This is a genomic window from Kitasatospora sp. NPDC087315, from assembly GCF_044744345.1.
GTDB lineage: Bacteria > Actinomycetota > Actinomycetes > Streptomycetales > Streptomycetaceae > Kitasatospora.
Map to the genome: position 1 here is coordinate 114,723 of NZ_JBIUYD010000026.1, position 15,463 is coordinate 130,185.

Consider the following 15,463-nt stretch of genomic DNA (forward strand, 5'->3'; position numbering starts at 1 on the left):
ACAGAGTGTCAGACGGTCCAGTCGAGGATGACCTTGCCGCAGCGGCCGCCGGCGGCGTCGTCGAAGGCGGCTTCGAAGTCGGTGGCGGCGTACCGGCCGGTGATCACGGGGTTGAGGTCGAGGCCGCCCTCCAGCAGGACGGACATCGCGTACCAGGTCTCGAACATCTCGCGGCCGTAGATGCCCTTGATGGTGATCATCGAGGTGACGATCGAGGCCCAGTCCACCGGGAACTGCTCGGCGGGCAGGCCGAGCATGGCGATCTTCCCGCCGTGCGTCATGTTGGCGATCATCGACTGCATCGCCTCGGGGCGGCCGGACATCTCCAGGCCGACGTCGAAGCCCTCGCGCAGGCCGAGCTGCCGCTGGCCCTCCTCGATGGTGTGCTCGGCGACGTTCAGCGCCAGCGTGACGCCGACCTTGCGGGCGAGGTCGAGGCGGTACGGGGAGACGTCGGTGATCATCACATTGCGGGCGCCGGCGTGCTTGGCGACGGCGGCGGCCATGATGCCGATCGGGCCCGCGCCGGTGATCAGCACGTCCTCGCCGACCAGCGGGAACGTCAGCGCGGTGTGCACGGCGTTGCCGAACGGGTCGAAGATCGCGGCGACGTCGAGGTCCACCGGCACCCGGTGCACCCAGACGTTGGCGGCGGGCAGGGCGACGTACTCGGCGAACGCGCCGTCCCGGCCGACGCCCAGGCCGACGGTGTTGCGGCACAGGTGGCGGCGGCCGGCCAGGCAGTTGCGGCACTTGCCGCAGACCAGGTGGCCCTCGCCGCTGACCAGGTCGCCGACGGCGATGTCCGCGACGGCCGCGCCGACCTCGGCGACCTCGCCGACGAACTCGTGGCCGAGGACGAGCGGGGTGGTGATGGTCTGCTGCGCCCAGCCGTCCCAGTTGCGGATGTGCAGATCGGTGCCGCAGATGCCGGTGCGCAGCACCTTGATCAGCACCTCGCCGGGGCCGATGGCAGGCGTGGGTACGTCCATCAGCCAGAGCCCTGGCTCGGCCTTCTGCTTGACGAGTGCCTTCACTGCGGCGGCTCCTGACGCACGAGGGGGCGGCCTGGTGTGGGCAGGCCGGCGGGGCCCGGCGGGGTGGCTGCTCCTGCCTCCGTCGCACCGGGCATGGAGCAATCTGCCTGGTGGGAGGGGGTGCGGTCCATCGAGGAATTCTTAAGGGCCGCCACAGCTGGGCTAAACGATCGTGCCCGAGCCCGGCCCGGTGGGCGGTGCGGCGTGCCGGGCGGCACCCGTTCGGCGGAGCGCCCGACGGCGCGCCCAAGGGAGCGCCCAAGGGGCGAGCGACGAGTGGGCGGCGGGCGCCCGGAACCGTCCGGGGGCGAACTTCCTTGGCCGTGAAGATCCTTGACGATGTGTAGTGAGGTGTAGCGCACGGCTTCACGGCTCCGCTACGGTCTGGACCAGTCGGCGACCCGGGAGGCCCGCGGTCGCACCGCCCCGCAGCCGGCCATCCCGGGAGTCGTCATCAACGCCCAGAGCACCGCCCGCACCGCGCACCCGCCGCTCACCCTCCCCGATCTGCTGGACCACCGGGCAGCCCGGCATCCCGAGCGGGTGGCCCTGCTGGTGCCGGGCGGCGGCTCCCTCACCTACGGGCGGTGGCGGGAGCGGGCGGTACGGACGGCACACGGGCTGGCCCGGGCCGGGGTGCGGCCGGGCGACCGGATCGCCCTGCTGTTCGCCAACCGGGAGTGGGACGGGTACGCCGTCGCGTTCCTGGCCGCCCACTACGCCGGGGCGGCGGCGCTGGTGATCCGCGAGGACCTGTCGCAGGGCGACACCGACCGGCTGGTCGCGGCCGCCGGGGCGTGCTGGGCGATATCCGGCGACTCGCCCGGGGAGGGCCGCGGCGCCGCCGCCGGGCTCGCCTCGTTCCGGCTGGACGCGCTGACGGCCGCCGGTGGTCCCGGCGGGGAGCCGCCACACCGGCCGGCGCCCGGGGACGTCGCCCAGGTGATCGGCACCTCCGGCACGACCGGCGCGCCCAAGGGCGTGCGTGCCGCGCACGCCAGCCTCACCGCCGGGCTGGTGGCCGACCCGCGGCCGCGCCCGTACGCCCACTCCCGGTTCGCGGTGCACGCCTTTCCGATCGGGACCAACGCCGCCCAGGTGGTGCTGGTGAACGCGCTCACCGCGCAGCCGGCCACGATCTGCCTGCCCCGCTTCGACGCGGAGGAGTTCGGACGGGTGGTGGAGGAGTACCGGGCGGGCACCGTCTTCCTGGTTCCGTCGATGGCCGTGGAGCTGCTGAACTCGGGTGTCGCCGGGCGGCGCGACCTGGGCGGCGTGCTGCTGGTCAGCTGTTCTGCCGCGGCGCTGCCGGGGGCGGTGGCCGCCGGGCTGGCCGCCGCGCTGCCGAAGGCCACCCTGGTCAACACCTACACCTCCGCCGAGGCCTCGCCCGCCCAGATCTCGGCCATCGTCGACACCCGCAGGCCCGGCTCGGTGGGCCGCCCGGCCGATCCGGCCGACCTGCGCGTCCTCGGCGCCGACGGCGAGCCGGTGCCACCGGGCGGCACCGGGGAGATCTGGCTGCGCCAGCCAGGACCGCCGCGCGGGTACGTGGGCGCGGCCGAGCGGTCGGAGGCGGTCTTCCGGGACGGCTGGGTGCGGATGGGCGATCTCGGCCGGCTGGACCAGGACGGTTTCCTGTACCTGGTGGACCGGGAGAGCGACATCATCAAGTCGGGTGCGCTGAAGGTCTCCACGCTGCGGATCGAGGAGGCGCTGCACGAGCACCCGCAGGTCGCGGACGCGGCGGCGCTGGGCGTGCCGCACCCGGTGATGGGCAGTGTGCCGGTGGCCGCCGTGGTACCGGCGGCGGGCGGGCTGGACGTGGACGCGCTGCGGCTCTTCCTGGGGGCCCGGCTGGCCCGGCCCGAGCTGCCGGTGCGGATCCTGGTGACGGACGGGCTGCCGCGCAACCCCAGCGGCAAGGTGGTGAAGCACGAGCTGCGGGCCCGGTTCACGGAGCCCGCGGCGGACGACGGCGCCGGAACCGCGCCCGCGACGGACCGGGAGGTGGCGCTGGCCGCGCTCTGGCGGCGGGTGCTGGGGCGGCCGGTGCGCGCGGTCGAGGAGGAGTTCTTCGCGCTCGGCGGCGACTCCTTCCGGGCGGTGCAGCTGGCCGCCGCGATCTCCGCCGAGTTCGGCGTGACGGCCGGCACGGCGCTGGTCTTCGAGCGGCCCTCGCTGCGGGCCCAGGCCGCCTGGCTCGGCGAGGCGGGGGCGGCCGGACCGGTGGAGCCGGTACGGGAGCACACCGAGGTGTCACCGTTCCTGCGCGCGCTGCGGGCGCAGCCCCACGAGGTGCCGCTCACCGCGCAGCAGGAGAACTTCCTGCGCTGGATGGCCGAGGCGCAGGGCCGCAACGTCGGCTCGGTGGCCGTGGTGTTCCGGGTGACGGAGGCGCTGCGGACGGATGTGCTGGCCGAGGCGCTGCGCGAGGCGGTCCGGCGGCATCCGGCGCTGCGTACCCGGTTCGTGCCGGTGCCGGACGCCGGGGAGGGCGTGGTGCGGACGGTGGTGGACGAGGAGCCGCGGGCGGACGTGCTGCTGGTGGAGGCGCCCGGGGAGAGCGACGAGCAGGTCTCGGCGCGGCTGATCGCCGAGCGGGACCGGCTGACGGACCTGGCCGAGGGGGCGATGACCCGGCTGGCGGTGGTGAGCCGGGGACCGGAGGAGCACATCGTGCTCCTCGCGGTGCACCACATCGTCGCCGACGGCTGGTCGGTGGGGGTGCTGCTGCGCGAGCTGGGTGTGCTGTACTCGGCGCTGCGGCGGGGCCGTCCGGTGCCGGCGCCCCGGCCGGGCCCGGCGTACCGCGAGCTGGTGGAGTGGTCGAACGGGCACTGGCCGGTCTCGCGGGCGTACTTCGGGCGGACGCTGGCGGGGGCGCCGGAGGCGATCGACCCGTTCCCGGGCCGTCGGGTGACCGAGACGGTGCTCAGTGACGCGCACCGGTTCACGGTGCCGGCCGACCGGGCGGAGGCGCTGCGGGCGCGGGCGGCGGAGCTGGGCGCGACGCCGTTCCTGGCGGTGGCGGCGGTGTGGAGCGGGCTGCTGGCGGTGCGCAGCGGGCAGCCGGACCTGGTGCTGATGACGCCGGTGCCGGGGCGGCCGCGGCCGGAGGCCGAGCGGGCGGTGGGGTGCTTCGTGCAGTCGCTGCTGGTGCGGGTGGACGCGAGCGGTTCCCCCGGTTTCGCCGAGCTGCTGGACCGGGTGCGGGCGGCCTCGACGGGCGCACTGGACCACCAGCTGTACCCGTTCGCCGAGTTCAGCCCGCGGGCCCCGTTCGCCGCCTGGCTGCGGTACGAGAGCTGGAACGCGCCGGCGCAGCTGCCGGGGGTGGCGTGCGAGGAGTGGGAACTGCCGCGCAACACGACGGTGCCGTGGCCGCTGCCCGGCGGGGACCTGCACGTGCCGGAGCTGATGGCGGCCGAGCAGCCGGACGGGAGCCTGCGGTGCTGGCTGCGGTACAACGGGTACGCGTTCCCGGCGGCGGCGATCGCGGAGCTGGCCGGGGAGTTCGAGGCGGCGCTGGCCTCGGCGGCGGGCTGCTGACCGGCGGTCCGGGCGGGGTGCGGCGGGGCCCGCCCGGGGGTGGGGCAGGGGACTCTGGGGGAGAACGGCGCGGGGCGCCAGCGGGGTTGGGGCACTCGGCTGAGCGGTGGGTCCGTTCGGGCCAGCGGGTCGGCGGCCGCCGCGCGGGGCGGTCGTGGCGCGCATACGGTGGCGATCGCTCCCCCACGGCCTCGTGGAGCGCCGCTCCGGGGCCGTCCGGCCAGAGAGGCGCCTCGAACATGACGACGAAGAAACGACGGCCGCACTCCGCCGCTCCCCGCCCCGGCGGGCGGGTGACCGCCGCCGCGCTGGCCCTGACCGGGCTGCTGGCGGGTGCCGGCTGCTCCGGTGACCCGCAGGCGGCCGCCCCGGGCGGGCCGGTGGTGACGGCCGTTCCGGCGGCGGTCAGCCCGACGGCGCCGAGTCCGACGGCGGTGAGCCCGTCGGTGTCGTACCCCGCCGGCTCCCCCGGTTCCCCCGGCAGCGGTTCCCCCGGTGGCACGGGCTCTCCCGGTGCCACCGGCTCCCCCAGTGCCACGGGTTCGGCGAGCCCGTCCGGTTCTGCCAGCCCGTCCGGTTCGGCGAGCCCGTCCGGTTCAGCCAGCCCGTCCGGTTCGGCGAGCCCGTCCGGCAGCGCCGGCCCGTCCGGTTCTGCCTCCGCGTCGGGCGGCGGCGTGGTGGCGCTCACCCCCGACGTCACCGCGAAACTGGACGACGCGGTCAAGCAGGTGCTCAGCCAGGCGTCCGTGCCCGGTGTGATCGTCGGTCTCACCACCCCCGGCGGCAGCTATCAGCGGGCCTTCGGGGTCTCCGACAAGGTCGCGGGCACGCCGATGGTCACCGGGCTGAACATGCGGATCGGCAGTGTGACCAAGACGTTCACGGTGACCGGCCTGCTGCGGCTGGTGGACGCGGGCAAGGCGGGGCTGGACGACCCGGTCTCCGCGTACGTCCCGGACGTGCCGAACGGGGACGCCATCACCCTGCGGCAGCTGGCCGGGATGCGCAGCGGCCTCTTCCCGTACACCTCGGACCCGGACTTCACGCAGGCCGTGATCGGCGATCCGAACCGGGTCTTCACGCCGCAGCAGTTGCTGGCGTACAGCTTCAAGCACCCGGCGAACTTCGCGCCGGGCGCGCGGTTCGAGTACTCCAACACCAATACGGTGCTGCTCGGCCTGGTGGTGGAGAAGCTCAGCGGGCAGTCGCTCGGCGACTACCTGAAGCAGCAGGTGTTCGACCCGGCCGGGCTGAACCGGACGGTGTTCCCGACGGACGCGTCGTTCCCGCAGCCGCACGCGCGCGGCTACACCAACCAGACGCCGGACGGGTCGGTCACGGACGCCACGGACTGGAACCCGTCCTGGGCGTGGGCGGCGGGGGCGGTCATCTCCGACCTGTCCGATCTGCAGGCCTGGGCGAAGGAGTTGGCCACCGGTTCGCTGCTGAGCCCGGCGACGCAGGCCGAGCGGCTGAAGTCGCTGCCGACCTCGTCGGCGGACATCGGGTACGGCCTGGGCGTGTTCTCCAACCACGGGTGGATCGGGCACAACGGCTCGCTGCCGGGGTACCAGAGCCTGACGGTGTATCTGCCGCAGGCGCAGGCCACGCTGGTGGTCCTGCTGAACACCGACATCTCGTACCAGGGCGAGGAACCGTCGACCCTGTTCGGGCAGGCGATCACGAAGATCGTCTCACCGGGGAACGTCTACTCCTTCCCGCCGGCCACCGCCTCCAACTCGCCGTCGCCCGAGGTGGCTTGAGTCCGGTCGTGAAACTTCGGCCCGGCCCCCCGGCACCGAGGGGCCGGGCCGCAGTACGCCGGGCCGCGGGCGCCGGGCCGGCTACCCGGCGAGCCGGCCGGCCGCCTCGGCCTCGGTGAGGGCGTCGATCTCGGCGATCAGCAGGGCCTCGATCCGGGCGGCGAGGGCCGCCGCGACGGGGCTCTCGAAGACGTCGCGGATCGGCACGTCCAGGCCGACCCCGGCCCGGATGCGGGCGGCGACCCGGGTGACCAGCAGCGAGTCGCCGCCGAGTTCGAAGAAGTCGTCCAGCACGCCTACCCTGGGCACCCCGAGCACCTCCTGCCACAGCTCGGTGACCAGTTGCTCGGCGTCGGTGCGCGGTGCCAGGTACTCGCGGCCCGTCCCGGCGGCCGGGTCGGGCTCGGGCAGTGCGGTGGTGTCGAGTTTGCCGTTGGCGGTCAGCGGCAGCCGGTCGAGCGGGACGACGGTGTCGGGGACCATGTAGGCGGGCAGCCGCAGGGCGAGGTGCTCGCGCAGTTCGGCGGGCCGGAGCGCGGCACCCGGGCGGGGGACGGCGTAGCCGAGCAGCCGGCGCCCGTCGCGGACCACGACGGCGGCGCGGGCGACCGCCGGGTGGGCGGTCAGGGCGGCCTCGATCTCGGCGGGTTCGATCCGGTAGCCGCGGATCTTCAGCTGGTCGTCGGCGCGGCCGAGGTACTCCAGCTGCCCGTCGGCCCGCCAGCGGGCCCGGTCGCCGGTGCGGTACATGCGGGCGCCGGGCGCCGGGTCGGGGGCGTAGCGGTCCGGCGGGAACGAGGCCGCGGTCAGCTCGGGCCGGTTCAGGTAGCCGCGGGCGAGGCCGGTGCCGGCGATGTACAGCTCGCCCTCGGAGCCGGCCGGGAGCAGGGCGCCGCGCTCGTCGAGCACGTAGAGGCGGACGCCGGGCAGCGGGCGGCCGAGCGGGGGCCGGCGGGTCTCGTCGGGTGCGCCGAGTTCGGCGGCGGTGACGATGACGGTGGCCTCGGTGGGGCCGTAGGTGTTGACCAGCCGGACGGTGTCGCCGTGCCGGTCGCGCCAGCGGGCGACGGTGTCGGCGCGGGCCTCGGAGCCGCCGAGCACCAGCAGGCGCAGGGCGGCCGGCCAGGGCGCCTGGTCGTCAAGCGAGACCAGCTCCTGCCAGTAGGCGGTGGGCAGGTCGAGCACGGTGACGGAGGCGCCCTGGGGGCCGCGCAGCAGGTCGGGCAGGGTCCGGCCGCCGCCGGGGAGCAGCACGACGCAGGCGCCGGCGGAGAGGGCGGGCCAGAGTTCCTCGGCGTGGGTGTCGAAGCCGATGGAGGCGAACTGGACGATCCGGTCGGCGGGTTGGAGCGCGTAGCCGTCCGGGCCCGCCATCCAGTCGACGCGGGCGGCGAGCGCGGCGTGTTCGACGGCGACGCCCTTGGGGGTGCCGGTGGAGCCCGAGGTGTAGAGGACGTAGGCGAGGCCGGCCGGGTCGGACGGGGCGAACGGCGCGGGCGGCCCGGCGGTCCCGTGGGCGGTCCAGTCGGCGGGCGGCGCGAGGGTCGGCACGCCCAGGTCCGGCCGCGGTCCGCCGGTGGTGAGGAGGAGGGCGGCGTCGGCCTCGTGGAGCATCAGGCGCTGCCGCTCCTCGGGGTGGGCGGGGTCGAGCGGGAGGTAGCCGGCGCCGGCCTTCCAGATCGCCAGCAGCGCGGTGACCAGGTCGAAGGAGGGCGCCATCCGGACCGCCACCGCCCGGCCGGCCACCGGTCCGAGCAGGCCGGCCAGCACGGTGGAGCGGTGGTCGAGTTCGGCGTACGTGAGGTGCTCTCCCTCGCACTCCAGGGCGGGCGCCGAGGGCCGGGCCACGACCTGCTCGGCGAACCGCGTCAGCACCGGCCGGGCCGCGTCGGGTGCCTCGGGCGCCGCCGGTACGGTGGGCCCGGTGCCGAGGGCGAGCAGGGTGGCACGCTCCTCCGGACCGATCAGCCAGTCGCCGTGCAGCGGGAGTTCCGGATCGCCGACGACCCGCGACAACAGGGTGCGGCAGCGCCGGCCGAGCGCCTCGACGGTGGCGCGTTCGAAGACCTCCCGGTCGAAGCAGAAGGAGAGCGCCATCCCGCCGTCGGCGGTGCGCCAGCTGTCCAGCAGCAGATCGGTCTTGGCCTGCTCGAAGCCCGAGTCCATGCTCGCCGTGCGGACGCCGGCGGGCAGCGACGGCTCGCCGCTGCCGTCGGCCAGTTCGTACTGGCTCTGGTGGACGAAGACGGCCTGGTAGAGCGGCCCGGCGCCGGCCTCGGCGGGCAGGCCGAGGTGGGCCGCGACCCGCTCGACGGGCACGTCCTGGTGGCCGAGCGCGGCGAGCGTGGCGGAGCGGACCCGGCGCAGGACGGTCCGGAAGTCCGGCTCGCCGGTGAGATCGGCGCGGATCACCGCGGTCCTGCTGAAGTAGCCGAGCAGCGGCTCGTACGCGGTCTCGTTGCGGCCGGCCAGCGGGGTGCCGACGACGAAGTCGTGGCTGCCGGTCCAGCGGGCCAGCACGCTCTGGTAGGCGGCGAGCAGCACCATGAACGGGGTGCAGCGCTGTTCGCGGGCCAGCCGGTCGAGTCCGGCGGTGAGCGCGGGGTCGAGGTCCACGGTGAGGAACCCGGCCGGGTGGGCCGGTTCGGCGGGCCTGGGGTGGTCGAGCGGCATCCGCAGGGTGCCGGTGCCGGCCAGCCGCTCGGTCCAGTAGCGGAACGCCTCCTCGGCGGCCCCGCCGTCCGCCCGGGCCCGTTCGGCGCGGGCGAAGTCGCCGTACTGGAGGTCGAGTGGCGGCAGGCCGGCGGGCGCCTCGCCGATCGCCTCGCGGTAGAGGGCGAGCAGCTCGCGCCACATGGTGCGGAAGGACCAGCCGTCGGAGACGATGTGGTGCAGGACCACGCAGAGGGCGTGCTGCCGCTCTCCGGCGCTGATCAGCGCGGCCCGCAGCGGCGGCCGGGCGGCGAGGTCGAACGGCGCGTTGACGAACGGGCGGCAGGCCTCGGTGAAGTCCTGCTCGGTGGCGCCGTCCGGGAGTTCGACCCGGACGAGGTCGATCTCGGCCGGGGGCTGGACGAGTTGGGCGGGCTCCTCGCCGTCGAGCGCGAAGCGGGTACGCAGGATCTCGTGCCGGGTGGTCAGCCGGTGGAGCGCGGTACGCAGGGCGGCCGGGTCGATCGGGCCGGTCCAGCGCCGGTTGAGGTACATGTTGAACCCGGCGTCGTCCGGGTGGAGTTGCTGGAGGAACCAGAGCCGGCGCTGCTCGTCCGTCAGCGGGTGGGTGGCGACGGGGCTCGGCGCGCGGTCGGCGCCGTTGCGGTCAGGGCCGGTCATCGGGCGACCTCGTTCTCGGGGTGGTGCACGGCCGCGACGGTGGCGGCGGCCATGGCGACGGGCTCGGCGGCGGACCGGCCGACGGGCTGGACGGCAGGCTGGGTGGTGGGCTCGACGGTGGGCTGGAGAGTGGACCGGGCGGCGGACTGGGCGGCGGGCCGGGTGGTCTGCCGGACGCGGGCCTGGACGGCCTCCAGGCCCACCAGGTCGTCGGACTCGGCGTCCGGCACCTCCTGGTCGAACCGGGCGAGCACCGGGATGCAGAGGCAGATCAGCGCCAGGGCGGCCATGGCCAGGCCGAACACCAGGTAGAGCAGGCCGATGCCGCGGCCCTCGCCGGTACCGATGACCTGGCCGACGGTGGAGGCGAGCGCGCCGTCCTCGTCCATCAGCGGCTGGAGCAGCTTCGGCCCGAACGGCGCCACCAGCGCGAACCCGACCGGCAGGGTGGACCAGGCGACCATGGTGTTGACGGCGATCACGCGACCGTGGAAGCGCAGCGGCACCTTGGTCTGGATGATCGTCGCGTAGACGCCGTTCACCAGCGCCAGCCCGTACGTCATGCCGAACGCCCCGAGGGCGACCACCAGGATCGACGGGTGCAGGCCGGTGACCAGGCAGGCGGCGGCCAGCGCGAGGGTGGAGAGGAGCACGCCGCGCAGCCGCAGGTGGCGCGGGCCGCCCCAGACCAGCAGGGTGATGCCGCCGAGCACGGCGCCGGCGCCGGCCGCCGTCGAGACCCAGCCGGCCGCCGAGAGCGGGGCGAAGGAGAGCACCAGCGGGGTGGTGAGCAGGAACAGCGGCGAGAGGAAGATGTTCAGCACCGCGAAGAAGAACAGCATCGCCCGGAAGTGGCGGCTGCCGAGGGCCCGGTGGAAGCCGGCCCGGATCTCGGCGCCCACGCTCTCCCGCCGGCTGAAGGCCATCACGTCCGGGAAGCGGACCGCGAGGGTGATGCCGGTGGCGACGACATAGCTGGTCACGTCGAGGGTGAGGATGCCGCCGAGGCCGATCGCGGAGAGCAGGCCGACGGCGAACAGCGGGACGAGGAACTGGGCGAAGCCGAACGCCATCTGGACCACGCCGTTGGCCCGGCCGAGGAAGCGCTTGGGGACGAGTTGCGGCACCGCCGAACCCCAGGCGAGGCGTTGGAAGGTCAGCGCGGTGGAGAGCACGCCGATCAGGACGTAGGAGTGCCAGACCTCCAGGCCTCCGGAGAGGTAGAGCGCGAGCATCACCGCCTGGGTGGCGCCGGCCGCGATGTCGCCGTAGAGCATGATCCGGCGGCGGTCGCCCCGGTCCACGATGGCGCCCGCGATCGGCGCGGCGAGGATGCCGGGGACCAGGCCGAAGGCGGCCAGCAGTCCGAACTGGGCGAGGGAGCCGGTCTTGAGGTAGATCCAGATCGGCAGGGCGAACTCGGTGAGCGCCGAGCCGATCATCGACACCTGCTGCCCGGAGGCGACGGTGAGGAAGCGCCGCATGGTCGGGCGGATCGGCGCGGCCTTCGGTTCGGCCTCGGTCCCGGTCCTGGCCTCGGTCCCGGTCTCGGTCCCGGGCGCCGGGGCCTCGGCGTCCCGCGAGACGCCGGCCAGCCACCAGGTGGAGTCGTCGGCGCGGCGGTGGGCGTCCTCGGTGCCGGCGGCGACGGAGCGGTGGACGGTCGTGATGATGTCGGCCAGCTCGGCCGCGCGGTACTTGAGGTAGAAGTGCCCGGCCTCGTCCAGCACCACCACGGCGGTGGTGCCGGTGATCCGGTGCCACTCGCGGAACCGCTCCTGGTAGAAGTCGGTCGCCGGGTCGCGGTCACCGCAGACGGCGATGACGGGCGCCTTGATGGTGCCGCCCTCGCTCTCGAACAGGCGGGTGAAGTACCGTTCCGCCTCCTTGGTCCCGACCCGGCGGTTGCGCACGATCAGCCGCAGCTGCTCGGCCTCCACCTCGTCGGTGTCCAGACCGGCGGCGGCCAGCGCGTTGATCATGCCCTGGTCGCTGCGCCACTTGTCGGCGAGTTCCGCGAACCACTCGCCCACGGCCGCGCCGCGCCCCTGGGGGCGGGCGAAGGGGAAGATCCCGCCCAGGTGGACGGCCTCGATCTCGCGCCCGGCCGCCTCCACCTGGCGCGCGATCTCCACCGCCAGCCGCACGCCGACGCCGCAGTGGCCGTAGAGGACGACCCTGCCCTCGACGTTCTCGATGATCTCCTGCGCGCAGAGGGCGGCGACCTCGTCGGTGTCCATCGCCTCCTCGCCCAGTTCGTGGCCGGGCACGGCGATCGAGTGCAGCGCCCAGTCCTCGGGCAGCGCGTCCGCCAGCGGCTTGTAGATCAGCGCGCTGCCACCGCCGTACGGTGCGCAGACGACGCTGCCCGCCGTGCGGCGGCGCTCCGGGGTGAGGCGGTGCAGGAGCCGGCGCGGGCCGCGGTCGGCCTGCGGATCGCTCACCAGTGCGGCGAGCTGACGGACCGTCGGGTACTTGAAGAGGTCCATCACGCCGACCGGTGTCGGCAGCTCCGGGAACGCCCGTCTCAGCCGCGCGACCACCTGGGTGGCGAGCAGGGAGTGGCCGCCCAGCTCGAAGAAGTCGTCCAGCGCGCCGACCCGTTCCACGTCCAGCAGGTCGGCCCACATGGCGGCGATCAGCGTCTCGGCCTCGCCGTCCGGCTCGACGAACGCGCCGCTCACCGGGCCGTCCTCGGGTTCGGGCAGCGCCTTGCGGTCCACCTTGCCGTGCGCCTGGAGCGGGAAGCCCTCCAGCGACACGTACCGGGCCGGGACCATGTAGTCCGGCAGCACGTCCAGCAGGCGGGCCCGCAGTTCGGCGGGCACCAGCGGCTCGGGGTCGCCGGGCCGTTCCAGGTAGGCGACCAGGTTCTGCTTGACGCCCTCACCGCGGGCCAGGACGACGGCCTGGGTGACGCCGGGCAGTTCGGTCAGCGCCGCCTCGATCTCCCCGGGCTCGACCCGGTAGCCGCGCACCTTGATCTGGTCGTCGCTGCGGCCCAGGTAGTCCAGCGCGCCGTCCGCGCGCCAGCGCGCCAGGTCGCCGGTGCGGTACATCCGCCCGCCGGGCGGGCCGAACGGGTCGTCGACGAAGCGCTCCCCGGTCAGCTCCGGGCGGCCCAGATACCCGCGCGCCAGCCGGTCACCGCCCAGGAACAGCTCCCCGGTCCCCCCCGGCGGCACCGGCTGGAGCGCCTGGTCGAGGACGTAGCAGCGGGCGCCGGCGAGCGGCGTGCCGATCGGCGTGCTCCCGTGCCCGGCCGCCGCGCCGGCCACCACCTCGTGCACGGTGATCCCGACCGTCGCCTCGGTCGGACCGTAGTGGTTGAACACCGCGCACCGGCCGGGCTGCGCCAGTTCCGCGGCCCACGCCCAGGACGACGCCTCCCCGCCCAGCACCAGCGCCCGGCGCGGCAGCAGCCGCTCCACCGGCACGTCCGCCGTCAGCGCCGCCAGGTGCGAGGGCGTCATCTTGAGATAGTCGATCCCCAGCGTCTCGACGGCGTCGGCGAGTTCGACCCCGGCGATCCGGCGCGGCAGCAGATGCACCCGTCCTCCGGTGGACAGCGCCAGGTAGAGCATCGTGATGCTGAAGTCGAACGACAGGGACTGCAGCAGTCCGTAGGAGGCGTCCGGCTCGACCCGCAACCGCTCCCGCACACCCGCCAGGTAGTTCAGGATCTGCCGGTGCTGCACCGCCACGCCCTTGGGCGTCCCGGTCGAGCCCGAGGTGTAGATCACGTACGCCAGGTCGTCCGGCCCCGAGACCTCCGCCAGCGGCCCGTCGTCGCCGGTGAGGTCGTCGACGTCGGTCAGCACCTGGGCACCGGAGTGGTCGCCGAAGCGCTCACGCAGCACCGAGTCCGTGACCAGCACCCGCACACCCGCGTCCGCCACCAGGTGCGCCAGCCGGGCCGGCGGCTGCTCCGGGTCCAGGGGCAGATAGCCGCCACCGGCCTTCAGCACCGCGACCAGCGCCACCGCCAGCTCCGGCGACTGCTCCAGGCAGACCGCCACCCGGTCGTCCCGGCCCACCCCCAGCGACCGCAGCCGCCGGGCCAGCCCGTTGGCCCTGGCCTCCAGCTCCCCGTACGTCACCACCCGGTCCTCGAAGACCAGGGCCGGCGCCGCCGGTGTCCGCGCCGCCGTCCCGGCCAGCAGGGCCGTCAGCGTCGCCGGACCGCCCTCCGGCAGCTCCGGGCCGACGGCCCACCGCTCCAGCACGTCCCGCCGCTCCCCCGCCGTCAGCAGCGGGAGCCGGGAGACCGGCAGGTCGGGGTCGGCGACGGCGGCGGTGACCAGCAGCTCGAAGCGCTCGGCGAGCCGCTGGACGGTGACGTCGTCGAAGAGGTCGGTCCGGTAGGTGAGGAGGCCGTAGAGCCCGCCGTCCTTCTTCTCCCGCATGTAGAGGGCGAGGTCGCCGTGGGTGGTGGTGGCCTCGTACCCGAAGCCCTCGGAGTCGAGCGCCGGGGCGGCGCCTGCGGCCGCGCGGTCGCCGTAGTTCTGGAACGCGAACGTCACCTGGAAGACCGCCGAGCGGCTGACGTCCCGCTCGACCTCCAGGTCCGCCACCATCTGCTCGAACGGCACCTCCTGGTGCGCGTACGCGTTCAGCGTCGTCTCGCGCACCCGGCCGACCAGCCGTCCGAAGCCCAGCTCCTCGTCCAGCCGGGCCCGGATCGGCAGCATGTTGACGAAGGCCCCGACCACGCCTTCCAGTTCGCGGTGGAGCCGGCCGGCCACGGCCGAGCCGATCGCGAAGTCCCGCTGGCCGGAGTGTCTGCCGAGCAGGACCTGGAGCGCGGCCATCAGCACCATGTACGGGGAGGCCCCGTACGCGCGCGACAACTCCCGGACGCCGTTGGCCAGTTCCTCGCCCCAGTGGAACTCCAGCGCGGCGCCGTCGAAGGTGAGCAGCGGCGGGCGGGGCCGGTCGGTGGGCAGTTCCAGCGCGGGGACGCCGTCGAGTTCGGCCCGCCAGTAGTCCCGGGAGGCGGCGAGCGGGCCGTTCTCCAGCCGGTCCCGCTGCCAGCGGGCGTAGTCACCGAACTGGACCTCGAGGGCGGGGAGTTCCGCCGGGGTGCCGTGCGCGTGCTGGGCGTACAGGGCGTCGATCTCGCGGTTCAGGATGTCGATCGACCAGCCGTCGCAGATGATGTGGTGCATCACCAGGGCGAGGACGTGGTCCTCCTCGGCGATCCGCACCAGCAGGACGCGCAGCAGCGGCCCGGCGGCGAGGTCGAAGGGTTCGGTGACCAGGGCGCCGATCTCGTCGGCCGCGCGCCGTTCGGGGGCCGGGTCGGCGGAGGCGTCCAGGAAGCGGGCGGGGAAGGGCGCGGGGTCGGCGATGCGCACCTCGGCGGTGCCGTCCTCGGTGGTCGGGAAGGCCATCCGCAGGCCCTCGTGCCGGGCCACCAGCCCGGTCAGCGCCGCGTCCAGCGCGGCCCGGTCGAGGGGGCCGCGCAGCCGCCGGGCCGGCGCCAGCGCGTACGCCGTGCTGCCGGGCGCGAACTGCTCCATGAACCAGAGCCGTTCCTGGCCGCTGGAGAGCGGCGGAACCGTCCCGGCGGGCCGGGGGTCGACCGCTCTGGCGGGCGCGGCGGAACCGCGCAGGCGCTGGGCGAGCAGGGCGCGCTTGGTCGCGGACCAGTCGGCAGGCAGGTCCTGGGTATCGGTCATCGGTATTCCATTCGGGCGCACGGCGGGGAAGCGGACCGTGTGAGGCGGGCGGAACGTGCGTCGGGCAGGGGCGGGCGCCCGGGTGGGCGACGGCGGG

5 protein-coding genes are annotated in these 15,463 nt (G+C 74.9%); 2 read left to right on the forward strand and 3 right to left on the reverse strand.

Going from position 1 to position 15,463, the window contains the following annotated elements; translation table 11 throughout:
* Positions 1 to 8: 8 nt before the first annotated feature.
* Positions 9 to 1,037 (reverse strand): L-threonine 3-dehydrogenase, encoded by a 1,029-nt coding sequence (tdh, locus tag ACIO5D_RS31235; RefSeq protein ID WP_363611518.1) that lies wholly within the window; start codon positions 1,035 to 1,037, stop codon positions 9 to 11.
* Positions 1,038 to 1,547: 510 nt separating this feature from the next.
* On the opposite strand from tdh, the gene ACIO5D_RS31240 reads away from it, so the two are divergent.
* Together ACIO5D_RS31240 and ACIO5D_RS31245 are read left to right on the forward strand one after the other, a co-directional pair.
* Positions 1,548 to 4,589 carry an AMP-binding protein gene (locus ACIO5D_RS31240; protein WP_400799321.1) on the forward strand — a complete coding sequence of 1,014 codons (3,042 nt, stop codon included), beginning with the start codon at positions 1,548 to 1,550 and terminating at the stop codon, positions 4,587 to 4,589.
* A gap of 239 nt (positions 4,590 to 4,828) precedes the next feature.
* On the forward strand, positions 4,829 to 6,352 hold the full coding sequence (locus tag ACIO5D_RS31245) for a serine hydrolase domain-containing protein (RefSeq protein WP_400799278.1): 1,524 nt from the start codon (positions 4,829 to 4,831) through the stop codon (positions 6,350 to 6,352).
* Positions 6,353 to 6,433: 81 nt separating this feature from the next.
* Here the strand turns inward: ACIO5D_RS31245 and ACIO5D_RS31250 are convergent, their stop codons facing one another.
* The gene (locus ACIO5D_RS31250; RefSeq protein WP_400799280.1) at positions 6,434 to 9,685 is read right to left on the reverse strand and encodes an amino acid adenylation domain-containing protein; all 3,252 of its coding nucleotides are present in this window, start codon (positions 9,683 to 9,685) and stop codon (positions 6,434 to 6,436) included.
* On the reverse strand, positions 9,682 to 15,366 hold the full coding sequence (locus ACIO5D_RS31255; protein WP_400799282.1) for an amino acid adenylation domain-containing protein: 5,685 nt from the start codon (positions 15,364 to 15,366) through the stop codon (positions 9,682 to 9,684). Before ACIO5D_RS31255 ends, ACIO5D_RS31250 begins: the two co-directional genes overlap by 4 nt.
* Positions 15,367 to 15,463: the final 97 nt, after the last annotated feature.

What these genes read in the sequence shown, in the direction of transcription:
- ACIO5D_RS31245 (WP_400799278.1), top strand. Translation starts at nt 4,829, where the DNA reads ATGACGACGAAGAAACGACGGCCGCACTCCGCCGCTCCCCGCCCCGGC.
- ACIO5D_RS31255 (WP_400799282.1), bottom strand. Translation starts at nt 15,366, where the DNA reads ATGACCGATACCCAGGACCTGCCTGCCGACTGGTCCGCGACCAAGCGC.
- ACIO5D_RS31250 (WP_400799280.1), bottom strand. Translation starts at nt 9,685, where the DNA reads ATGACCGGCCCTGACCGCAACGGCGCCGACCGCGCGCCGAGCCCCGTC.